Source organism: Erwinia sp. ErVv1 (assembly GCF_900068895.1).
GTDB lineage: Bacteria > Pseudomonadota > Gammaproteobacteria > Enterobacterales > Enterobacteriaceae > Erwinia.
This window is the reverse complement of the sequence record NZ_CDPK01000002.1, coordinates 391209-409716: the sequence shown is the minus strand read 5'-3', so window position 1 is coordinate 409716 and position 18508 is coordinate 391209. Positions and strand designations below refer to the sequence as shown.

Below are 18508 nucleotides of genomic sequence, written 5' to 3'. Positions count from 1 at the left end.
ATTAATCCATTAATATATGCAGGTTAATATTTTCAGCGGATTCAGCAAAATGACACTCTGTCATCCCCTGGTTATCCGTACTCCCCGTTTCGGTGTGGCCTTCCGGGAATATCAGAACGTACCGGCAATCCACCATCAGCCTGCCGTCATCATCGGCACACTGAAAACGAAGGGTGTTACGTGAAGAAGGTTGCTGTGCCGGCTGGCTCTGTGCGCTGACAATTTTTGCCGTTGACGGATTTCCCACCGCAATAACGAAGTTCGTTCCGGTCGCACATCCACAGCGTACTGGTGAACCATCGACGGCTACGGCCCGTCCCTGTGGGTTGGTCTGCCGGAGATCGCCGGAAGCAATCACTCCTGGCTGCCCGCACTTCGGGCAGAGTGACGTTTTATCGCCCACGTAGAGCTTTCGCCTTCCGTTCACCGACCAGCCCTGACTCCCGGCATAACAGACTGCCCCTGTTGACGTTTTATCACCATCAAGCCCGGAGTTTTTGCCGTGCACACCGCTCCATCTGTTGTCTGACATACATGTTTTCCTCAGTCCGTAAGAATATGCAGGCTGATATCGTCTGCCGATTCGGCATAATGCCATCCAGTAACCCCGTGCTCATCGGTAACGCCAGCTTCAGAGCGTCCGTCCGCGAACATCAGGGTATAACGGCAACCGGCCATTAGCTGCCCCTCGTCACTGGCGCACTGAAAGCGAATACAGTTCCGGGCGCTGGAGTCCTGAGCTTGCTGTGCAGTAATGGAGGTATGATGGGTATTGCGGGAGGTCAGGGTACCCGGCATCGTGCTGGTATACTGTGTGGCAGAGCCGAAAACGTAATGGTCCGGGCAATGGCATAACACTCTGTCACCCGTGGCAACATAAGCCCGCCCTTCTTCGGCCCAGTCCTGAGCCGAAGCCAGAAGTTCAAAGTAGCCATCACATTTACTGCATGATGCCTTGTCACCGGTCCGGGCTATTGCTTTATTTCCCTCAAACCAGGTCGCAGTGGCAGAAATGATTTCCCCATAACTTGTTTTGTCGCCCAGGCAGGCCAGTGCTCTTGCCATTATTAATCCCTCAATATATAAGCGGTTATACTCATCGGCATCATACAGCAATCACGACTTAACCAAAATCACTCGCTTCTGATTGTCGGTACAGCGCCTGAATGCGGCATATCTGGGAAGGGCTGTATCCCGTTGCATCCGCTGTGTCCCTGATACTGAGTTTCTTGACCTGCCGGTAGTACAGGACTTTCTGATGCCGTTCCTGATCGGCCTGTTTTCCCCGGTATTTACCCAGCGTATGGGCCCGTTCAATTCCTTGCTTTTGATGCTGGCGGCGACTCAGCCAGTCCTTATGCGACATCGCGGCCATCAGATCGATAAGCATATTATTGATGGCGGTTATCACGGCGCGGGTGATAGGGTCGACCTGCGAAGGGTCTTTATCTGACAGTGCCTGCCATGAAGTGGGGACATCCAGGCTGACAATCCGCAACTCGTGTTGTTCTATCTGCTTTTTCAGCGTCATCCAGTCACTGTTGCTGAGACGGGTCAGGCGGTCTATCTGCTCGACCAGCAAAATATCATTACGGTGACTGTCCATTAGTAAGCGGCCCAGCTCCGGACGGTCAAGTTTTGTACCGCTGATGTTCTCCCGATAGTAGCTGGCGATTTTATGCCCCCGTTCCTGGACGAACTGCTCCAGCATCTCTTTTGCCCGATCGGCGAACTGATCTTCCGTCGATGCCCTTAAATAAGCTCTGATGAACATTTTTTGACCATATTATCGCATTTAGGTTATTGCATTTATTCTATCGCATATAGGTTATGTCATTTATCGTGTGCCGCCACGTTTTGCTTATGGCGTCAGGGTGTACCCTTATGCGATAACCATTTTTGTTAAAAATAACGCATCGAATAATTTATGAGGGAAACTATATGGCAAGGAGGCAAATTCTTTCTCTGTCGGAAAGAGAATCATTACTGGCATTACCAGACGATGAGTTAACGCTAACCCGAATGGCCTATTTCAGCGAGCAGGATCTGGCATTTATTAATGCTCACCGTAAACCCGCCAGTCGGTTTGGTTTTGCCGTCCTTCTCTGTTATCTGAAAAATATCGGGTTTGCTCCGGATAAAAAATCGTCTCCGCCGGCAGAATTGCTCAGAGTCATTGGCAACCGCCTTAAACTTTCAGCAGAACTCTGGCAGGAATATATTTCCGGCCGTGATACGACCCGGCGTGAACACCCGGGGGAACTTTATCGTTATCTGGAACTGAAGGCTTTTAATGGGGCATTTCAGAAAGAATGTATCCAGTATCTGCTCCCTCTATCTACCCGGACTGACCGGGGAATGCTTATCGCAGAGGAATTACTGAAACATCTGCATCAACAGCGAATTATTGTTCCTGGTATTGATGTTGTGGAACGTACCTGTGCTGAAGCAATGACGCTGGGTGATAAAGCGGTTTATACCACGCTGAATACGCACCTTGGCGTCACGCATAAATCAGCGCTTGATTCGCTACTGGTGACAACTGAAAAACAAATCCCCCGTTTGACGTGGTTGCTTCAGCCTCCGGGGAAGATCAATGGAAAGAATGTCCTGCAACACATAGACCGCCTTAACGCCATTGAAGCACTGACGCTACCGGAAGGTGTGGAGAGAACCGTTCACCAGAACCGGCTGCTGAAACTCGCGCGGGAAGGTCGCAAAATGAGCAGTCGCGATTTAGCTGATTTTGTCTCTGCACGTCGGTATGCAACGATGGTCTGTGTACTGACTGAGGCCAGAGCCACAATCATTGATGAAATTATAGAACTGCATGAACGTATACTGGGCAGTATGTTCAGCCGGGCAAAACGTCAGCAGGCCGAATGCCTTCAGAAAACGGGCAGCAGAAATTACGTCAGTATGTTTCCGTTGGACAGGCTATCCTGGATGCACGCAACGCAGGCGAAGATCCTCTGTCTGCTGTTGGACAGATATTACCGTGGGAAGATTTTGCCGCCAGCCTGGAGGAAACCCGAATTCTAGCACGCAAGGATAATTTCGAACCGCTTCATCTTATTACCGAAAAATTCAGCACACTGCGCAAATATTCTTCCCGGTTGTTATCGGCCCTGCAACTGAGGGCCACTCCGGCCGCCTTACCACTTAATAATGCCCTTGATACTATCCGTGAGATGTACCGTAAACAGCTAAGAAAGGTTCCTTCATCGGCACCGCTGGATTTCATTCCTGAGAGCTGGAAAAAGATGGTGGTCACTCCCTCAGGTATTGACCGACAATACTATGAAATTTGCGCAATGAACGAGCTGAAGGGGGCACTGCGGGCCGGTGATATATGGGTCCGGGGCTCCCGGCGCTACAAAGACTTTGATGACTATCTTATGCCTGACGACGATTTCGAAAAGTTATTAAATAATAACCAGTTAAATTTACCTGTTGAAACAGAGTGCGGGGCTTATCTTAAGGCGAGGCGGACGCTACTGGCCACCCGGCTGGAGGAAGTTAATGCAATGGCCGCTGCCGGGGATCTTCCCGATGTGGATATTTCAGATAAAGGTGTAAAGATCACCCCGCTGGATAACAGCGTTCCTTCAACAGTCTCACCACTGGCTGACCTGATTTACAACATGTTGCCGCACCCCAAAATTAAAGAAATACTGGATGAAGTTGAACGATGGACAGCCTTCACGCGTCATTTTACCCACCTGAAGAACCCGCTTACCCGCCCGCAGGATGATCGTTTGCTTCTCACCACCATCCTGGCGGATGGCATCAATCTGGGGCTGACTAAAATGGCAGAGTCCTGTCCGGGAACCACACGGGCTTCGCTGGAAAATATGCAGGCATGGTATATCCGTGATGAAACGTACTCTGCTGCACTGGCCGAACGGGTTAATGCCCAGAAGTCACGTCCGCTGGCGGCATTATGGGGAGATGGTTCAACCTCATCTTCTGACGTCCAGAATTTTCGGATTGGCAGCCACGGCCGCTATGCGGGTCAGGTTAATCTGAAGTACGGTCAGGAGCCGGGGGGTCAGTTTTATACCCATATTTCTGACCAGTACAGTCCGTTTTACACCAAAGTGATCAGCCGTGTTCGTGATTCCACCCACGTACTTGATGGCCTGCTGTATCACGAAAGTGATCTTGAAATCACGGAGCATTACACCGATACGGCAGGTTTCACGGAACATATTTTTGCGCTGATGCATCTGCTGAGGTTCGCTTTTGCACCAAGGATCCGGGATCTTCACGACAAACGGTTATTTATTCAGGGGAAGGCTGATAAATATCCGGCTCTATAGTCTATTATTTCCACAACCCGACTGAATATCAAAGAGATAGAAACCCATTGGGATGAAATTCTGAGGCTGGCGACCTCAATCAAACAGGTAACGGTGACCGCTTCTCTGATGCTGAAAAAACTGGCCAGCTATCCGAAACAGAATGGACTTGCCAAGGCGCTGAGGGAAATTGGCCGTATTGAGCGAACTTTGTTTATGCTGGACTGGTTCCGCGATCCAGCATTGCGTCGCAGGGTTCAGGCCGGTCTGAATAAAGGAGAAGCCCGGAATGCCGTTGCCAGAGCCGTCTTCATGCATCGTCTTGGCGAAATAAGGGATCGAGGTCTGGAAAACCAGAGTTACCGGGCCAGCGGACTGACGCTGATTACCGCCGCGATCACATTGTGGAATACCGTATATATAGAAAACGCCATTAACCTGCTGAAAAAAAAGGGGCTACATCTCAATGAGCAATTGTTGTCACACTTGTCTCCGCTGGGCTGGGAGCATATTAATCTGACTGGAGACTTTATCTGGCGAAACAATAAAAAACTGGCTGAAGGGAAGTATCGTCCTTTGCGGCCAGTTGATGTCAGTCAGTACAAAAAATCATCGTAACGTACAATATTTTCCGTTTCCCAAACGGAGCCCTAAAAAGCCAACCCTGTTTTCGGACTGAATCCCATAAACTGGGCTGTTTGCATCACGGAATCTGCAACAATTCCCTGTGAATGTCTGTAGCCCGTTGGCTGTGTAAAATTGATTGTTTCCTTAATAAACCGTTAATTCCGTCAACAATTAAGACCGCACCGGCCAGCATTCCTATCGGACCCATTGTGGATAACATCACAAACCCACCGAAGAGCACCACGCCTGATAGCACTACATTTACCGCCGAAATCACATACCCGACAATCTTATTATTTTCCCGGACAAACTCCACTTTGGCATAAAGTTTCGCTACTTTCGTGCGCAGCATTCGATCCTGCTCTTCAAGATTTTCGGTCTCTGCCCTAAGGGTTTTTATGCAGGCCATGCACTCTTCATCAGACTTTGCGCGTCGTACGGCGGTGAACTGCTGCTCTACAACCTCTTTTATTTCCTGGACAAATTTCATCCGGGTCAGCCCGTCTCTGAGATTGAAAGCAGACAGTGTATTAGCTGTATTGATAAGCTTTCTTGCCTCAAGATTAACCATTGTTTTGGCCCAGGCTTTATTTCTTCCGCCAGAGCGCATCATATCAAGCAATGCCGCATCCATTTTATTTCTCCCTGTATATACATCGCTGATGATACCCCTAGTCAGACCACAGATGCGGTTAAACAAAGCGACGCCTCGTCGCCGTATGCACGTTAATAACGCTTTTCGGTGACTCAGTCGTCCTGTCAATCAGCGGCTGCGTTTAGCATGACGCTCACGATTATCCAGTCGCGCACGTTCACTTTTACGCAGCGCCACGTAGCAGGCCCCGCTTCCGCCGTGCTGAACCTGTGCACTACAGAAACTCTGGACGTTTTCAAACTGCTGCAGCCAGCGTGAGAGAAAACTGCGCACAATATTGGCATGAGAGGTCGTATTCCGGCCTTTACCATGAATAATTAACAGATTGCGAATATTGTCCTTTTCCGACTGGCACATAAATTGATAGAGCGACTGACGACAGGATTCAACCGGCTGGCGGATGAGATTCAGGCTGGCTTGGGGGCGATACTTTCCCTGGCGCAGCTTGTCCAGCACGCCCTGCTGGATCCCCTCGGCTTTATATTCCAGCGGGGTGATAAGCGGCAGCAGATCGTCCAGGCTGTCGATCAGCGGATTATCTGGCGTGTCGTCGTCGGGCAATCGTGGAGGAGTGAGCGTGGGAGGTCTTAACCAGAGAACATTCTCACCATCACTCAGCGGCGTAACGTCGCCCATTGCCTCTCTGAACAGCGCGTTATCATCAGGATTTGTCATCGCATGCCTCCGATGGGGTCAGCGTGAGGCGGAGGGCGACTCACGCGGAAATGACTGCCGGACAAGTTTAGCAAATCTTCCGGGCGAGCGTCTTTCCCTAATCCTCTGCCGCCAGGGCAAATCTGGCGCTCTCTTCGTCCGTCACCAGGCCTGATATCCATCCCCCTTTCAGCACGGCGCAGATTGCCCGATGCTTCTCCTGCCCTCCGGCAAAAGCGATGACGCTGCGCGAGGTGGCGGAGGTCAGCCTGACGCTGGTGAGCCGCGCATCCAGATCGCTGCTGACCCGCTGTCCGTCCTCACCGATGAAATGCCCGAGCATTTCGGCGGCTACCTGCTGTTTTTCCAGCATGGCGACCTGCTCGTCGCTGATAAAACCGTCGACATTGAGCGGACAGCCAGGCGCAACCTGCCCGATCCCGACATAGAGCACATCCGCCTGCGCGGCTTTCTCGGTGACCGTACGGTAGATCCGGTGGTTGCACCACAGCGCGCGATCCTGTTCGCTGTCGGCGTAGAGTGGCGCGGGCAGAATAAAATAGCGTCCCTGCGTTTTCTCCGCCATCCACAGCGGCACGTCGTAGCGGGTACAGGAGCCATCGCTGGCAATCGCGCCAATCAGCGAGACGCAGCTGTGTTGCGGACGATCGAATAGCGGCAATTCATCTATCGTGGCGCGTAGCGTTCTGCCCGATCCCACGGCGATGGTCTGTGGCGTTTCGAGCTTTAATGTCTGCCCCATCACCTCCGCCCCTGCCACGGCAATCATCTGCTGAAGCCCCTCTGGCCCCGCACCTGACGAGGGCACCACCTGGCAAAAATCGAGTTTGAAGCGCGTTTTAAGGCGCCCGGCCAGCGTCATACAGTCTGCGACCGGATGCGCAATGGTGACGCTAACCAGTCCCTGCTCGCTGGCCATGGCGACCAGACGCTGCGCCACCTGGCGGGAAACGCCCAGCCTGTCGGCAATCTGATGCTGGGTTTCCCCCGCAACGTAGTACAGCCAGGCGGCCCGGGCAGCCTGGTCCAGCTTCCTGTCGTGCTTGCTCATGAGTGTGCTCTGCAACTTTTTTCTAAGCTTACTCTGAATAATTGCCCAGCTTTCGGGCAAAAGCAAATTGTGTGATCGGTTCCGCAGACAACAGCTCAGTTTGACAGCAGGCTATAGCACATCAGGCAAAAGCTCATGGTGAGAGCAAATGCCCAATTAACAGGAGAGTATGATGACTGCTTCAACCCATTCCGTCTGGATGCACATCGGTGCTGGCTCTTTCCATCGCGCCCATCAGGCCTGGTATCTCCACCGCCTGCGCGAACAGGGGGACAAAACGTGGCATATTGCACTGAGTAATATTCGTGACGACGCCGTCCCGCTGCTGACGGCACTGACCGCGCAGCAAGGGGAGTATGTGCTGGAGACCGTGACGCCGGAAGGGGATCGCGCCTACGAAAAAATCAGTTCGATCAGAACCATTGTCCCCTGGGACGCTGAGCTGAAAGGGATGATTGCTCAGGGAGCCGATGCGGCAACGCGCGTAATTGCCTTTACCGTGACGGAGAGCGGCTACTATCTGGATAACGATCATCAGCTTGATGCTCAGCATCCCGATATTCAGGCTGACCTGCAGGGCGAAGCGCGTACCCTGTATGGTGCGCTGACCCGCGTGCTGCTGGCGCGTATGGCCGCGCACGGGGATCCGGTCACCCTGCTGAACTGTGACAATCTTCGCCATAACGGTGAGCGCTTCCGCCAGGGCTTTTTGACCTTCCTTTCGCTGCGCAAAGAGGAAGCGCTGTACGCCTGGGTGCGTGACCAGACCACGTCGCCCAATACTATGGTCGATCGCATCACTCCTCGCCCGACCGACGATATCGCACCGCGCGTGCTGAAGGCCACCGGCTTTCGCGACAGCGCACCGGTGATGGCCGAGTCGTTTATTCAGTGGGTAATCGAAGATGATTTCGCTGCGGGCCGCCCGGCGCTGGAAAATGTCGGCGTCGAACTGGTGGACTCGGTTCTGCCCTGGGAAGAGGCGAAAATCCGTATATTGAACGCCAGCCACAGCTGCATTGCCTGGGCAGGCACGCTGGTGGGGCAGCTCTGCATCCATCAGAGTACGCAAACTCCGGAGATCAAGGAGATGGCGTGGGAGTATGTCACGCAGGATGTTATCCCCTCGCTTCTGCCCAGCCCGCTTGACCTTGAAGAGTATCGTGATGTGGTGCTGGCCCGCTTTGCGAATCCCTGGATACGTGACACCAACCAGCGCGTGGCGGCAGACGGCCTCTCTAAAATACCGGGCTTCATCACCCCTACGCTAATGGAACGCTATGCCAGCGGCGAGACGCCGCGTGCAACCGCGGTTCTTCCCGCCCTGTTCTTTCTTTTCCTCCAGCGCTGGCACGCTGAGGCACTCCCGTATGCCTATCAGGATGGTGCGCTCAATGCGCCCGAACTGCATGCCCTGCTGGGCCGGGAGGATGCACTACAGCGTTTTGCCAGCGATGAGACGCTGTTTGGTCCCCTCGCCCATAAAGCGGAATTTGCCACCCTGCTACAGGACACCGTAACCAGCCTGACCGACTGGGCAAAACAGCCCCAGTCGGTAAGCGACGAGGGAGTCGATTATGTATCTGGGAATTGATGCCGGAACCTCGGAAATCAAGACGCTGGTGATTAACGATCGGGGCGACGTGGTTGCCACCGCCGGGGCCAGGCTGAGTGTCCAGCGCCCTCATCCGCGCTGGTCAGAACAGGATCCGGCACAGTGGTGGCAGGCGACTCAGCAGGCGATAGGTGAACTGCGGCAGAAAGTGGGCGACAAGTGGTCGCAGATACGTGCTATCGGCCTGTCGGGCCAGATGCACGGTGCCGTGCTGCTGGACAGAGATAACCGCGTGCTTCGCCCCTGTATATTATGGAACGACACCCGCAGCGCGGCGGAGTGCACGGAGCTGACGGCGATGGCCCCTGACCTTGCGGCTGTCGCGGGCAACCTCGCCATGCCAGGGTTTACCGCGCCTAAGCTGCTCTGGGTGGCACGGCATGAACCGCAGATCTTCGCGCAGACCGCAAGCGTGCTGCTGCCAAAAGACTATCTGCGCTGGAAAATGTGCGGTGAAAAAATCAGCGATATGTCCGACGCCGCAGGTACGCTGTGGCTGGATGTGGCCAGACGTGACTGGTCAGACAGCCTGCTGGCAGCCTGCGGTCTGACGCGTGACCATATGCCCCGCCTCGTCGAGGGATCGCAGCCGGCCGGGAAGCTTAAGGCTGAACTGGCACGAAACTGGGGACTGAGCGAAGAGGTGATTATAGCCGGAGGCGGCGGGGATAACGCCGCCAGCGCGGTAGGCATTGGCGCAGTGGAACCCGGTGATGCTTTTATCTCGCTGGGGACCTCCGGGGTGCTGTTTGCCGTCAACGATCGCTTTCGCCCGAATCCCGCCTCTGCGGTCCATGCCTTTTGCCATGCTATCCCGGACCGCTGGCATCAGATGAGCGTGATGCTGACCGCCGCCAGCGCCCTGCGCTGGCTGTGTGATTTACTGGGTGCATCTGAAACGACGCTGCTCTCTGAAGTAGCGACCTTAAGCCTGTCCGAACAGCAGATCGCCCCGCTATTTCTGCCTTATCTTTCGGGCGAACGCACGCCGCATAACGATCCCGATGCCACGGGTTCGTTTCATGGCCTGACGCACAGTACGCAGCGCGCCGCGCTGGCCTATGCCGTGCTGGAGGGCGTGACCTTTGGCATGGCCGACGGCATGAAAGTGCTGAGCGAAGCGGGCACCTCGCTGGAATGCTGTTCCCTGACGGGCGGCGGCGCCCGCAGTCCCTGGTGGGCACAGCTGATGGCCGACGTGTTGGATCTTCCCATTATAACCCACCAGGGCGGTGAAGCGGGCGGCGCGCTCGGTGCCGCGCGGCTGGGCTGGCTGGCGGATGGTGGGGAACAGACCACCGTCTGCCGCAAGCCGCCGGAGCTGAAACGGTATCTGCCCGATGCGGGACGCCAGGTGATGCTGCGCAAGCGCCTTGCTCACTTTCGCCTGCTCTACCAACAACAGCGCGAGGCCCGCGCACTCGGTTTCTAAACTCTACCCGGCCGCCATGTCCGTCCGGGCCCTGCATGCATCAGAGGAATTATTATGAAATCAGAAAAACACTGGTTCGGACTGCCGCTCTCTCTGTTCTGGGGCTATATCGCTATAGCCGTGTTTATGAGCGGCGACGGCTTTGAGATGGCCTTTCTCTCCAAACATATTACCGATATGGGCTTTACCCCGTCTCAGTCGGCGCTGGTCTTTACCCTTTATGGTGCCGCAGCCGCACTGGCGGCGTGGAGCTCCGGGGTGGTGGCAGAAATTATCACTCCGCAGCGGGCCATGCGTATCGGCTTTTTCCTGTGGGTGATCATGCATATTCTGTTTATGACCCTGGGACTGGGAATGCGCAACTATCCGCTGATGCTGCTGTTTTACGGCATTCGCGGACTGGCCTATCCGCTTTTTATTTACTCATTTGTTATGCTGGTCGTGCAGAATGTACCGAAGCACCGGCTCTCCTCCGCGATGGGGTGGTTCTGGGCGATGTATTCTATTGGTATTGGCTGCGTCGGTAGCTATCTTCCCAGCTTTACCATTCCCTGGATGGGCGAAACGGGTACGCTATGGTTTGCCATTGCCTGGGTGGTCGTCGGCGGCCTGATGGCGATGTTTTTGCTGCGTAACGTCGGGGGGGAAAGTGAGAAAGCTAACCTCTCCACGCGGGAAAAACTCACCGAGCTGTCGCGGGCAGTGACCATCCTGTTCACCAATCGCAATATTTTCCTTGCCTGTCTGATCCGCATCATTAACACGCTTTCGCTGTTCGGCTTTGCGGTGGTTATGCCGCTGCTGTTTGTTGGCAGGCTGGGCTTTACCATGTCCGAGTGGTTGCAAATCTGGGCGGTGTTCTTCTTCATCACCATTTTCACCAATATAATGTGGGGCGTGCTGGGCGAATACATTGGCTGGATCCGCCAGGTACGCTGGTTTGGCTGCCTTGGCTGTGCGATATCGAGCCTCGCCTTCTATTATCTGCCCGTCACCTTCGGCCACAACTATTGGGTGGCGATGATACCCGCCGTGATGCTGGGCATTACCGTGGCGGCATTTGTGCCGATGACGGCCGTTTTCCCGGTGCTGGAACCAAAGCATAAAGGCGCGGCCATCTCGATTTATAATCTTTCGGCAGGTCTCAGTAATTTCCTTGCGCCAGCAATCGCTTCGCTGGTGCTGCCTTTCTTTGATATCGTCGGCGTGGTCTGGACCTATACTGGTCTCTACCTGTTTGCAGGGATTTTGACGCTGATTATCCGCGTCGAGCAGCCCGCACGCATATCGGCAAGTCAGGAGTCAAAAGGCTATGGCGAAGCCGTTCCGCTACAAAACAAGTAGTCCTGCATTGAATCAGTAAGTTACGTAAAGGGATAGCCTGAATGTGGGCTATCCCTTTTGCTTTATGTGGCTAAAACTGCTCTGATGAGTTCCTTTTTGTAACTAAAAAATGTTAAAATTGACCTTAGTCAATAATCAGTCGAGCGTATCACTATGATCCCTGAAAAGCGTATTATCAGCAGGCGTATTCAGTCTGGCGGGTGTGCAATTCACTGTCAGGATTGCAGCATCAGCCAGCTCTGTATCCCCTTCACGCTGAACGAACACGAGCTCGATCAGCTGGATAACATCATTGAACGCAAAAAGCCGATCCAGAAAGGCCAGACCCTGTTTAAGGCAGGCGATGAGCTGAAATCGCTTTATGCTATTCGTTCAGGGACAATTAAGAGCTATACCATCACCGAACAGGGTGACGAGCAGATCACCGGCTTTCATCTGGCGGGTGACCTGGTGGGTTTTGATGCCATCAGCATGGGCGAACACCCCAGCTTCTCTCAGGCGCTGGAAACCGCCATGGTGTGTGAGATCCCCTTTGAAACGCTCGATGACCTCTCCGGTAAGATGCCCAGCCTGCGTCAGCAGATGATGCGTCTGATGAGCGGCGAGATTAAGGGCGATCAGGAGATGATCCTGCTGTTGTCGAAGAAAAATGCCGAAGAGCGCCTCGCTGCGTTTATTTACGGCCTGTCGCGCCGCTTTGGACAGCGTGGTTTTTCGCAGCGTGAGTTCCGTCTGACCATGACCCGCGGTGATATCGGTAACTACCTGGGACTGACGGTAGAAACCATCAGCCGCCTGCTGGGCCGCTTCCAGAAGAGCGGTATGCTGGCGGTAAAGGGTAAGTATATTACGATTGAAAACCACGACCTGCTGGCCGAGCTTGCCGGTCAGAGTCGCGCTATCGCCTGAACCTTCGTCGGGCTGGCCTGCCAGCCCGACGCCCTCTTAGCCTGGCGACGCCTCAGGCTTATGATTATTTGTTATAATATTGATCCCGCTATAACTTTTAACTTCTTCCCCTGACCTGATTAGGCTATCTTTAAGCTGACACGCTCAGTGTATGGAGAAACCGTTATGGCTAAGTATCAAAACATTCTCGTGGCGATCGATCCTCAGCAGGACGATCAGCCCGCGCTCCGACGTGCTGTCTATCTTAATCAGCGCCTGGGAGGCCGTATCACTGCCTTCCTGCCAATTTATGACTTCTCCTACGAGATGACCACGCTGCTCTCTCCTGATGAACGATCCACGATGCGCCAGGGCGTGGTAAGCCAGCGAACCGAATGGATACGTGAACAGGCCCGGGCCTATCTGGATGCCGGGGTCACGATTGATATCAAGGTCGTCTGGCATAACCGTCCCTTTGAGGCGATTATTCAGGAAGTGCTCAACGGCCATTACGATCTGGTCCTGAAAATGACACATCAGCACGACAGGCTCCAGTCGGTGGTCTTCACCCCAACCGACTGGCATCTGCTGCGTAAGTGCCCGTGCCCGGTGTGGATGGTGAAAGACCAGCCCTGGCCGGAGGGCGGTAAAGCCGTGGTTGCCGTGAACCTCGCCAGTGAGGAGCCGCATCACGACCCGCTGAATACCCGGCTGGTGAAGGAGACGCTGGAGCTGGCAGAGATGGTTAATCATACCGATGTCCATCTTATTGGCGCCTACCCGGTTACGCCGATCAATATTGCTATTGAGCTGCCCGACTTTGACCCCAGCGTCTATAACGATGCCATTCGCGGCCAGCACCTGCTGGCAATGAAGGCGCTGCGCCAGCAGTTTGGCATTGATGAAAAGTTTACCCACGTTGAAAAAGGTCTGCCGGAAGATGTGATCCCCGGACTGGCAGAGCAGCTTGACGCAGGCGTAGTGGTACTGGGCACCATTGGCCGTACCGGGCTGTCAGCCGCCTTCCTCGGCAATACCGCTGAACAGGTTATCGATCACCTTCGCTGCGATCTGCTGGCAATTAAACCCGATGGCTTTGTGTCCCCTATTGAGCTGGACGACGATTCGGACGATTAAGGCACCCAAAGCGGCAGGATAAGAGCGGTGTGGGTTAGATCAGACGCTTCAGATCTCAGAAGCTTCATTAAAAAGGGAAATGCTTAAGCATTTCCCTTTTATTTCCGGCTCAACAACCTTGTTAAGCTGCTGTGACGCGTTAATACGCAGGTAAAGTGGTTAAATGCATCCACGCCAGGTGAATGCATCCCGCACCCTGCCCGCTACAGCGCTTTCAGAATGGCTTCAACCGTGGCTTTAGCATCGCCGAACAGCATCTGCGTATTCTCTTTAAAGAATAGCGGGTTCTGCACACCGGCATAGCCGGTATTCATTGAGCGTTTAAACACCACCACGTTATGCGCCTTCCACACCTCCAGCACCGGCATCCCTGCAATGGGGCTGCGAGGATCGTCCTGCGCAGCCGGGTTTACCGTGTCGTTAGCGCCAATGACCAGCACCGTGTCGGTATCGCTGAAATCGTCGTTGATCTCATCCATCTCCAGCACGATGTCATAGGGGACGCGCGCTTCAGCCAGCAGAACGTTCATATGACCCGGAAGGCGGCCCGCTACGGGGTGAATACCAAACCGCACCTTCACGCCGAGGGCGCGCAGCTTAGCGGTGATTTCAGCTACCGGGTACTGGGCCTGCGCCACGGCCATCCCGTAGCCGGGGGTAATAATGACCGTGCTGGAGTTTTTCAACAGCTCAGCGGTGCCCTGCACGTCGATTTCACGGTATTCGCCTTGTTCGTCGCTTTCACCGGTTGAGCTGCTGTCAGTACCAAAGCCACCCGCAATCACGCTGATAAACGAACGGTTCATCGCTTTACACATAATGTAAGAGAGGATCGCCCCGCTGGAGCCTACCAGCGCCCCGGTGACAATCAGCAGGTCGTTGCTCAGCATAAAGCCTGCCGCCGCTGCCGCCCAGCCCGAGTAGGAGTTCAGCATTGACACCACTACCGGCATATCTGCGCCACCGATGGAGGCCACCAGATGCCAGCCGAAGGCCAGCGCAATCAGGGTCATTACCACCAGCGCAAAGCCCTGCGTCGCCGTGCTGTCAGTGCGCACAAAGATAATCAGCAGGCACAGCGATACTACCAGCGCCAGCAGATTAAGCTTGTGACGGTGAGGCAGCATCAGGGGACGTGAAGAGATTTTGCCCCGAAGTTTGCCAAACGCCACGATTGAACCGGTGAAGGTTACCGCACCGATAAAGATGCCAATAAAGACTTCGGTAAGATGAATATTTTCCAGCACGGTATCCATACCGGGGGCATGATCGAGGTAGCTGTTAAAGCCGACCAGCACCGCGGCGAGGCCCACAAAGCTGTGCAAAATCGCCACCAGCTCCGGCATCTCGGTCATTTCAACCTTCTTCGCCAGACGGATCCCGAGGGTGCCGCCAATAATCATCGCGACGATGATCCAGCCCACGCTACCGCTGTCCGGCCCCAGTATGGTTGCCAGCAGCGCAATGGCCATTCCGCTGATGCCGAACAGGTTCCCCTGTTTGGACGTTTCATGTTTCGACAGCCCGGCAAGGCTGCATATAAAAAGAATTGCGGCAACAATGTATGCTGCAGTAACTAATCCGCCAGACATTGATTATCCCTTAGTTCTTACGAAACATTTTCAGCATGCGCTGAGTGACGGTGAAACCACCGAAGATATTTATGCTGGCAATCAGCACGGCGATAAAGGAGAGGAAGCTGACCCAGCCGCCGTGTCCAATTTGCAGCACCGCGCCCACCACAATAATGCCCGATATGGCATTGGTGACGGACATCAGCGGAGTGTGCAGCGCGTGGCTGACGTTCCAGACCACGTAGTAACCGACCACGCAGGAGAGCGCAAAGACGGTAAAGTGCGAGAGGAATGCGGGAGGTGCCACGTTGGCAAACCAGCCAAACAGGATAATGGCCAGGGCAAAAAGCGCATATTTACGCAGCGGAGAAGCGGGCTGTGCTTCCTCCTTTTCCGGCGCGCGGGCAGCAGCAGGGGCGGCTTTCGGTGCCGCAGAGACCTGAATCGGCGGTGCAGGCCAGGTCACTTCCCCCGCGCGGATCACCGTAACACCGCGAATAACCACGTCGTCAAAATCGACGTTAATTTCGCCGTTTTTCTCTTTACAGAGCAGCTTGAGCAGATTCACCAGGTTAGTGCCATACAGCTGGGAGGACTGTGTGGGCAGTCGGCTGGGCAGATCGGTATAGCCGATAATCTTCACGCCGTTATCCGTGGTGGTAACCCGATCGGCAACGGTCAGCTCACAGTTACCGCCGGTCTGGGCAGCAAGGTCGACGATAACGCTGCCGGGCTTCATCAGGGCGACCGTCTCAGCGGTGATCAGCTTCGGTGCCGGCCGGCCCGGGATCAGCGCCGTGGTGACAATAATATCCACCTCTTTTGCCTGAGCGGCGAAGAGCGCCATCTCAGCTTTAATAAAGGCTTCGGACATCACTTTGGCATAGCCATCGCCGCTGCCGGCCTCTTCCTCAAAATCGAGCTCGAGGAATTCGGCACCCATGCTCTGTACCTGTTCTTTCACTTCCGGGCGGGTATCGAAGGCACGGACGATGGCGCCCAGGCTCCCTGCGGCGCCAATGGCGGCCAGACCGGCCACGCCTGCGCCAATAATCATGACTTTGGCGGGCGGCACCTTACCGGCGGCGGTGATCTGCCCGGTAAAGAAGCGACCAAACTCATGAGCCGCCTCGACAATCGCACGATAACCAGCAATATTCGCCATCGAGCTGAGCGCGTCCAGCGACTGCGCACGCGAGATGCGCGGCACGGCGTCCATTGCCATCACGGTGACATGACGGGCCGCCAGCTTCTCCAGCAGGGCCGGGTTCTGCGCAGGCCAGATAAAACTGACCAGCGTACTGCCCTCACGCGTTAGCAATATCTCTTCGTCGTTTGGCGCATTCACCTTAAGCACGATGTCAGCCTGCCAGGCTGCGTGCGTATCACCAAGGGTGGCACCGGCGGCAACAAAGGCAGCATCATCAAAGCTGGCCAGTTTGCCGGCCCCGTTCTCTACCACAACGCTGAAACCCAGCGCCAGCAGCTGCTCAACCGTCTTCGGCGTGGCAGCGACTCGCGCTTCGTTGGGCAATCGTTCTCTGGGTATTCCGATTAACATAATATTCCCTTTCATCAACAATGGGGATGATGGTGAGTTCGGTCAGTCATGGCCCGCAGGCCATAAAAGGAACTGTATCAAACTGTTTATAAACTACTGAAATTATGTCCCGCGATCCAGCCAGTACCCGAGGGTTTCTGATGATTTCATATAAAAATTCAGAGGCAAGTACGAAAAACGCTATTTACCGACTGAATTTACGCGTTTATAAGGCAGACTGTGCTGGCTTGCCCACGATTAGATCGTAAATTTAACGTCTAAAAAATAAGATTTAACAATGAATTAACCTGATTACCGGTAACAATTACCACTATTTGCGGTAAAGCCCGTTTGAGAAGGGGGATTTTACCTCGCGCTCTAATTATTATTTTAGAGGGAGAAGCCCGCGATGCGCTTTCGCTCAAAATGGCTGAGACAGAACGTATTATTACATGCAATAATCGGCTGCTAATCTGTTACACATCAAGAGTCCAGCACGTTTTTGTACTCATTTTTTGCGTAAGGCGAAGGATTATTTCTATGAAGCTGAAGAACACCATTCTGGCATCAGCCCTGCTGTCGCTCATATCATTAACCGCGCATGCGGCACAGGAGCTGACCCCAGAAAAGGCAGCCTCGCTGAAACCATTTGACCGTATTGCCCTGTCGGGTCGTTTTAATGCGATCAATGAAGCCAGTGCAGCCGTCTCAAAACGTGCTGATGAACTGGGCGCTGCTTCCTATATTATTCAGGGAATTAACGATACCAACGGCAATGGCGGTAACTGGCGCGTCGTGGCGGATCTCTACCATGCCAACGCACCGGTTGCGGTTAAAAACAGAGACCGCATTATTAACGGCGTCCGTGAGCTGACCAAATCTGAAGCCTACCGGCTTGAGCCCTATGATACCGTTTCCATCAGCGGCTTCTATCGCAGCCAGCCCGATGTAAATGATGCCATTACCAAAGCAGCCACTAAAAAAGGCGCGGCCTCGTTCTTTATCGTCCGTCAGGTCGATGCGAACAGCGGTGGCAATCAGTACATAACGGCCTATATTTACAAGAAAGATGCGCCAGCCCGTCGGGTACAGTCTCCGGATGCGGTGCCAGCGGATTCTCAGGCAGGTAAAGCCGCCCTGGCAGCAGGTGGCGCGGCCGCTAAAACCGTACAGATCCCAGGCGTTGCCTCTTCTGAAACGCCAAGTAACAAGGTTGGCCGTTTCTATGAAACCCAGTCATCTACCGGCGAACGCTATACCGTCAGAACGCCGGAAGGTAAAAGCGTACAGGAAGTGAGCGCCATTACCGCCGCACAGATGCAGCCCTATGACAGCGTTACCTTCACCGGCCACTTCGGTACTCCGACTGAAATTTCAGAAGCGGTAGGCCGTGCCGCGATCGCTAAAGGGGCGAAGTATTATCACATCACCCGCCAGTGGTCGAATCAGAGCGGTGGTAACCTGACCGTTTCGGCCGATCTGTTTAAATAATTTCATCAGGTAAAGACGGCGGCTCCGCCGTCTTTACTTTTTATTGCATAATTTTCGCATGTATTATGCATAAAAACGCACCTTTCACCCTCGGTCTCATTGCATCTCCCCCCCTCACTCCGTAAAATCGCCAGCCAGTTTCAGATGAAAACGCCGTTTTTGCTGCGCCCAGGTCGCT

The 18508-nt window shown here is 54.3% G+C and carries 13 protein-coding genes and 2 pseudogenes; 7 read left to right on the top strand and 8 right to left on the bottom strand.

What is annotated here, in order from left to right; all coding sequences use genetic code 11:
- Position 1: 1 nt before the first annotated feature.
- Genes A1830_RS21110 through A1830_RS03360 form a run of 3 tightly spaced genes read right to left on the bottom strand, consistent with a single transcriptional unit; the run spans position 2 to position 1774 of the window.
- Positions 2 to 532, bottom strand: coding sequence for a PAAR domain-containing protein (locus A1830_RS21110; protein WP_073980947.1), 531 nt, complete (start codon positions 530 to 532; stop codon positions 2 to 4).
- An 11-nt stretch (positions 533 to 543) separates the two neighbouring features.
- Positions 544 to 1065, bottom strand: a complete 522-nt coding sequence (locus tag A1830_RS21105) for a PAAR domain-containing protein (RefSeq protein ID WP_073980954.1) — start codon at positions 1063 to 1065, stop codon at positions 544 to 546.
- Positions 1066 to 1123: 58 nt separating this feature from the next.
- Positions 1124 to 1774 carry a recombinase family protein gene (locus tag A1830_RS03360; RefSeq protein ID WP_067701738.1) on the bottom strand — a complete coding sequence of 217 codons (651 nt, stop codon included), beginning with the start codon at positions 1772 to 1774 and terminating at the stop codon, positions 1124 to 1126.
- Between the two features lie 167 nt (positions 1775 to 1941).
- Here A1830_RS03360 and A1830_RS22070 point away from each other — a divergent pair.
- Positions 1942 to 4919 (top strand): annotated as a pseudogene (locus A1830_RS22070) (Tn3 family transposase).
- Positions 4920 to 4957: 38 nt separating this feature from the next.
- Here A1830_RS22070 and A1830_RS03350 read toward each other — a convergent pair.
- From A1830_RS03350 to A1830_RS03340, 3 genes and pseudogenes are all read right to left on the bottom strand, one after another.
- A pseudogene (locus A1830_RS03350) lies at positions 4958 to 5562 on the bottom strand (DUF4225 domain-containing protein); the annotation flags it as partial.
- 129 nt (positions 5563 to 5691) lie between these two features.
- Entirely contained in the window at positions 5692 to 6258 is a 567-nt protein-coding gene (smrA, locus tag A1830_RS03345) for a DNA endonuclease SmrA (RefSeq protein WP_067701732.1), read from the bottom strand.
- Positions 6259 to 6355: 97 nt separating this feature from the next.
- Positions 6356 to 7309: a sugar-binding transcriptional regulator gene (locus A1830_RS03340; protein WP_067701729.1), complete on the bottom strand. Its 954-nt coding sequence runs from the start codon at positions 7307 to 7309 to the stop codon at positions 6356 to 6358.
- Between the two features lie 172 nt (positions 7310 to 7481).
- Here A1830_RS03340 and dalD point away from each other — a divergent pair, with 172 nt between their 5' ends.
- The 5 genes from dalD (at position 7482) to uspE (ending at position 13725) form a co-directional block, all read left to right on the top strand.
- On the top strand, positions 7482 to 8903 hold the full coding sequence (gene dalD, locus A1830_RS03335; protein WP_067701726.1) for a D-arabinitol 4-dehydrogenase: 1422 nt from the start codon (positions 7482 to 7484) through the stop codon (positions 8901 to 8903).
- Complete coding sequence (gene xylB, locus A1830_RS03330; RefSeq protein WP_067701723.1) at positions 8887 to 10356, top strand: xylulokinase; 1470 nt, start codon at positions 8887 to 8889, stop codon at positions 10354 to 10356. Before dalD ends, xylB begins: the two co-directional genes overlap by 17 nt.
- Before the next feature lie 54 nt (positions 10357 to 10410).
- The gene (locus A1830_RS03325; protein WP_067701721.1) at positions 10411 to 11700 is read left to right on the top strand and encodes an MFS transporter; all 1290 of its coding nucleotides are present in this window, start codon (positions 10411 to 10413) and stop codon (positions 11698 to 11700) included.
- A 153-nt stretch (positions 11701 to 11853) separates the two neighbouring features.
- Entirely contained in the window at positions 11854 to 12609 is a 756-nt protein-coding gene (locus tag A1830_RS03320) for an FNR family transcription factor (RefSeq protein WP_067701719.1), read from the top strand.
- Positions 12610 to 12774: 165 nt separating this feature from the next.
- Positions 12775 to 13725, top strand: coding sequence for a universal stress protein UspE (gene uspE, locus A1830_RS03315; protein WP_067701718.1), 951 nt, complete (start codon positions 12775 to 12777; stop codon positions 13723 to 13725).
- 203 nt (positions 13726 to 13928) lie between these two features.
- Here the strand turns inward: uspE and pntB are convergent, their stop codons facing one another.
- Positions 13929 to 15317 (bottom strand): Re/Si-specific NAD(P)(+) transhydrogenase subunit beta, encoded by a 1389-nt coding sequence (pntB, locus tag A1830_RS03310; RefSeq protein WP_067701716.1) that lies wholly within the window; start codon positions 15315 to 15317, stop codon positions 13929 to 13931.
- A gap of 10 nt (positions 15318 to 15327) precedes the next feature.
- On the bottom strand, positions 15328 to 16860 hold the full coding sequence (gene pntA, locus A1830_RS03305) for a Re/Si-specific NAD(P)(+) transhydrogenase subunit alpha (RefSeq protein ID WP_067701714.1): 1533 nt from the start codon (positions 16858 to 16860) through the stop codon (positions 15328 to 15330).
- Between the two features lie 519 nt (positions 16861 to 17379).
- On the opposite strand from pntA, the gene ydgH reads away from it, so the two are divergent.
- On the top strand, positions 17380 to 18330 hold the full coding sequence (ydgH, locus tag A1830_RS03300) for a DUF1471 family protein YdgH (protein WP_067701712.1): 951 nt from the start codon (positions 17380 to 17382) through the stop codon (positions 18328 to 18330).
- Positions 18331 to 18508: the final 178 nt, after the last annotated feature.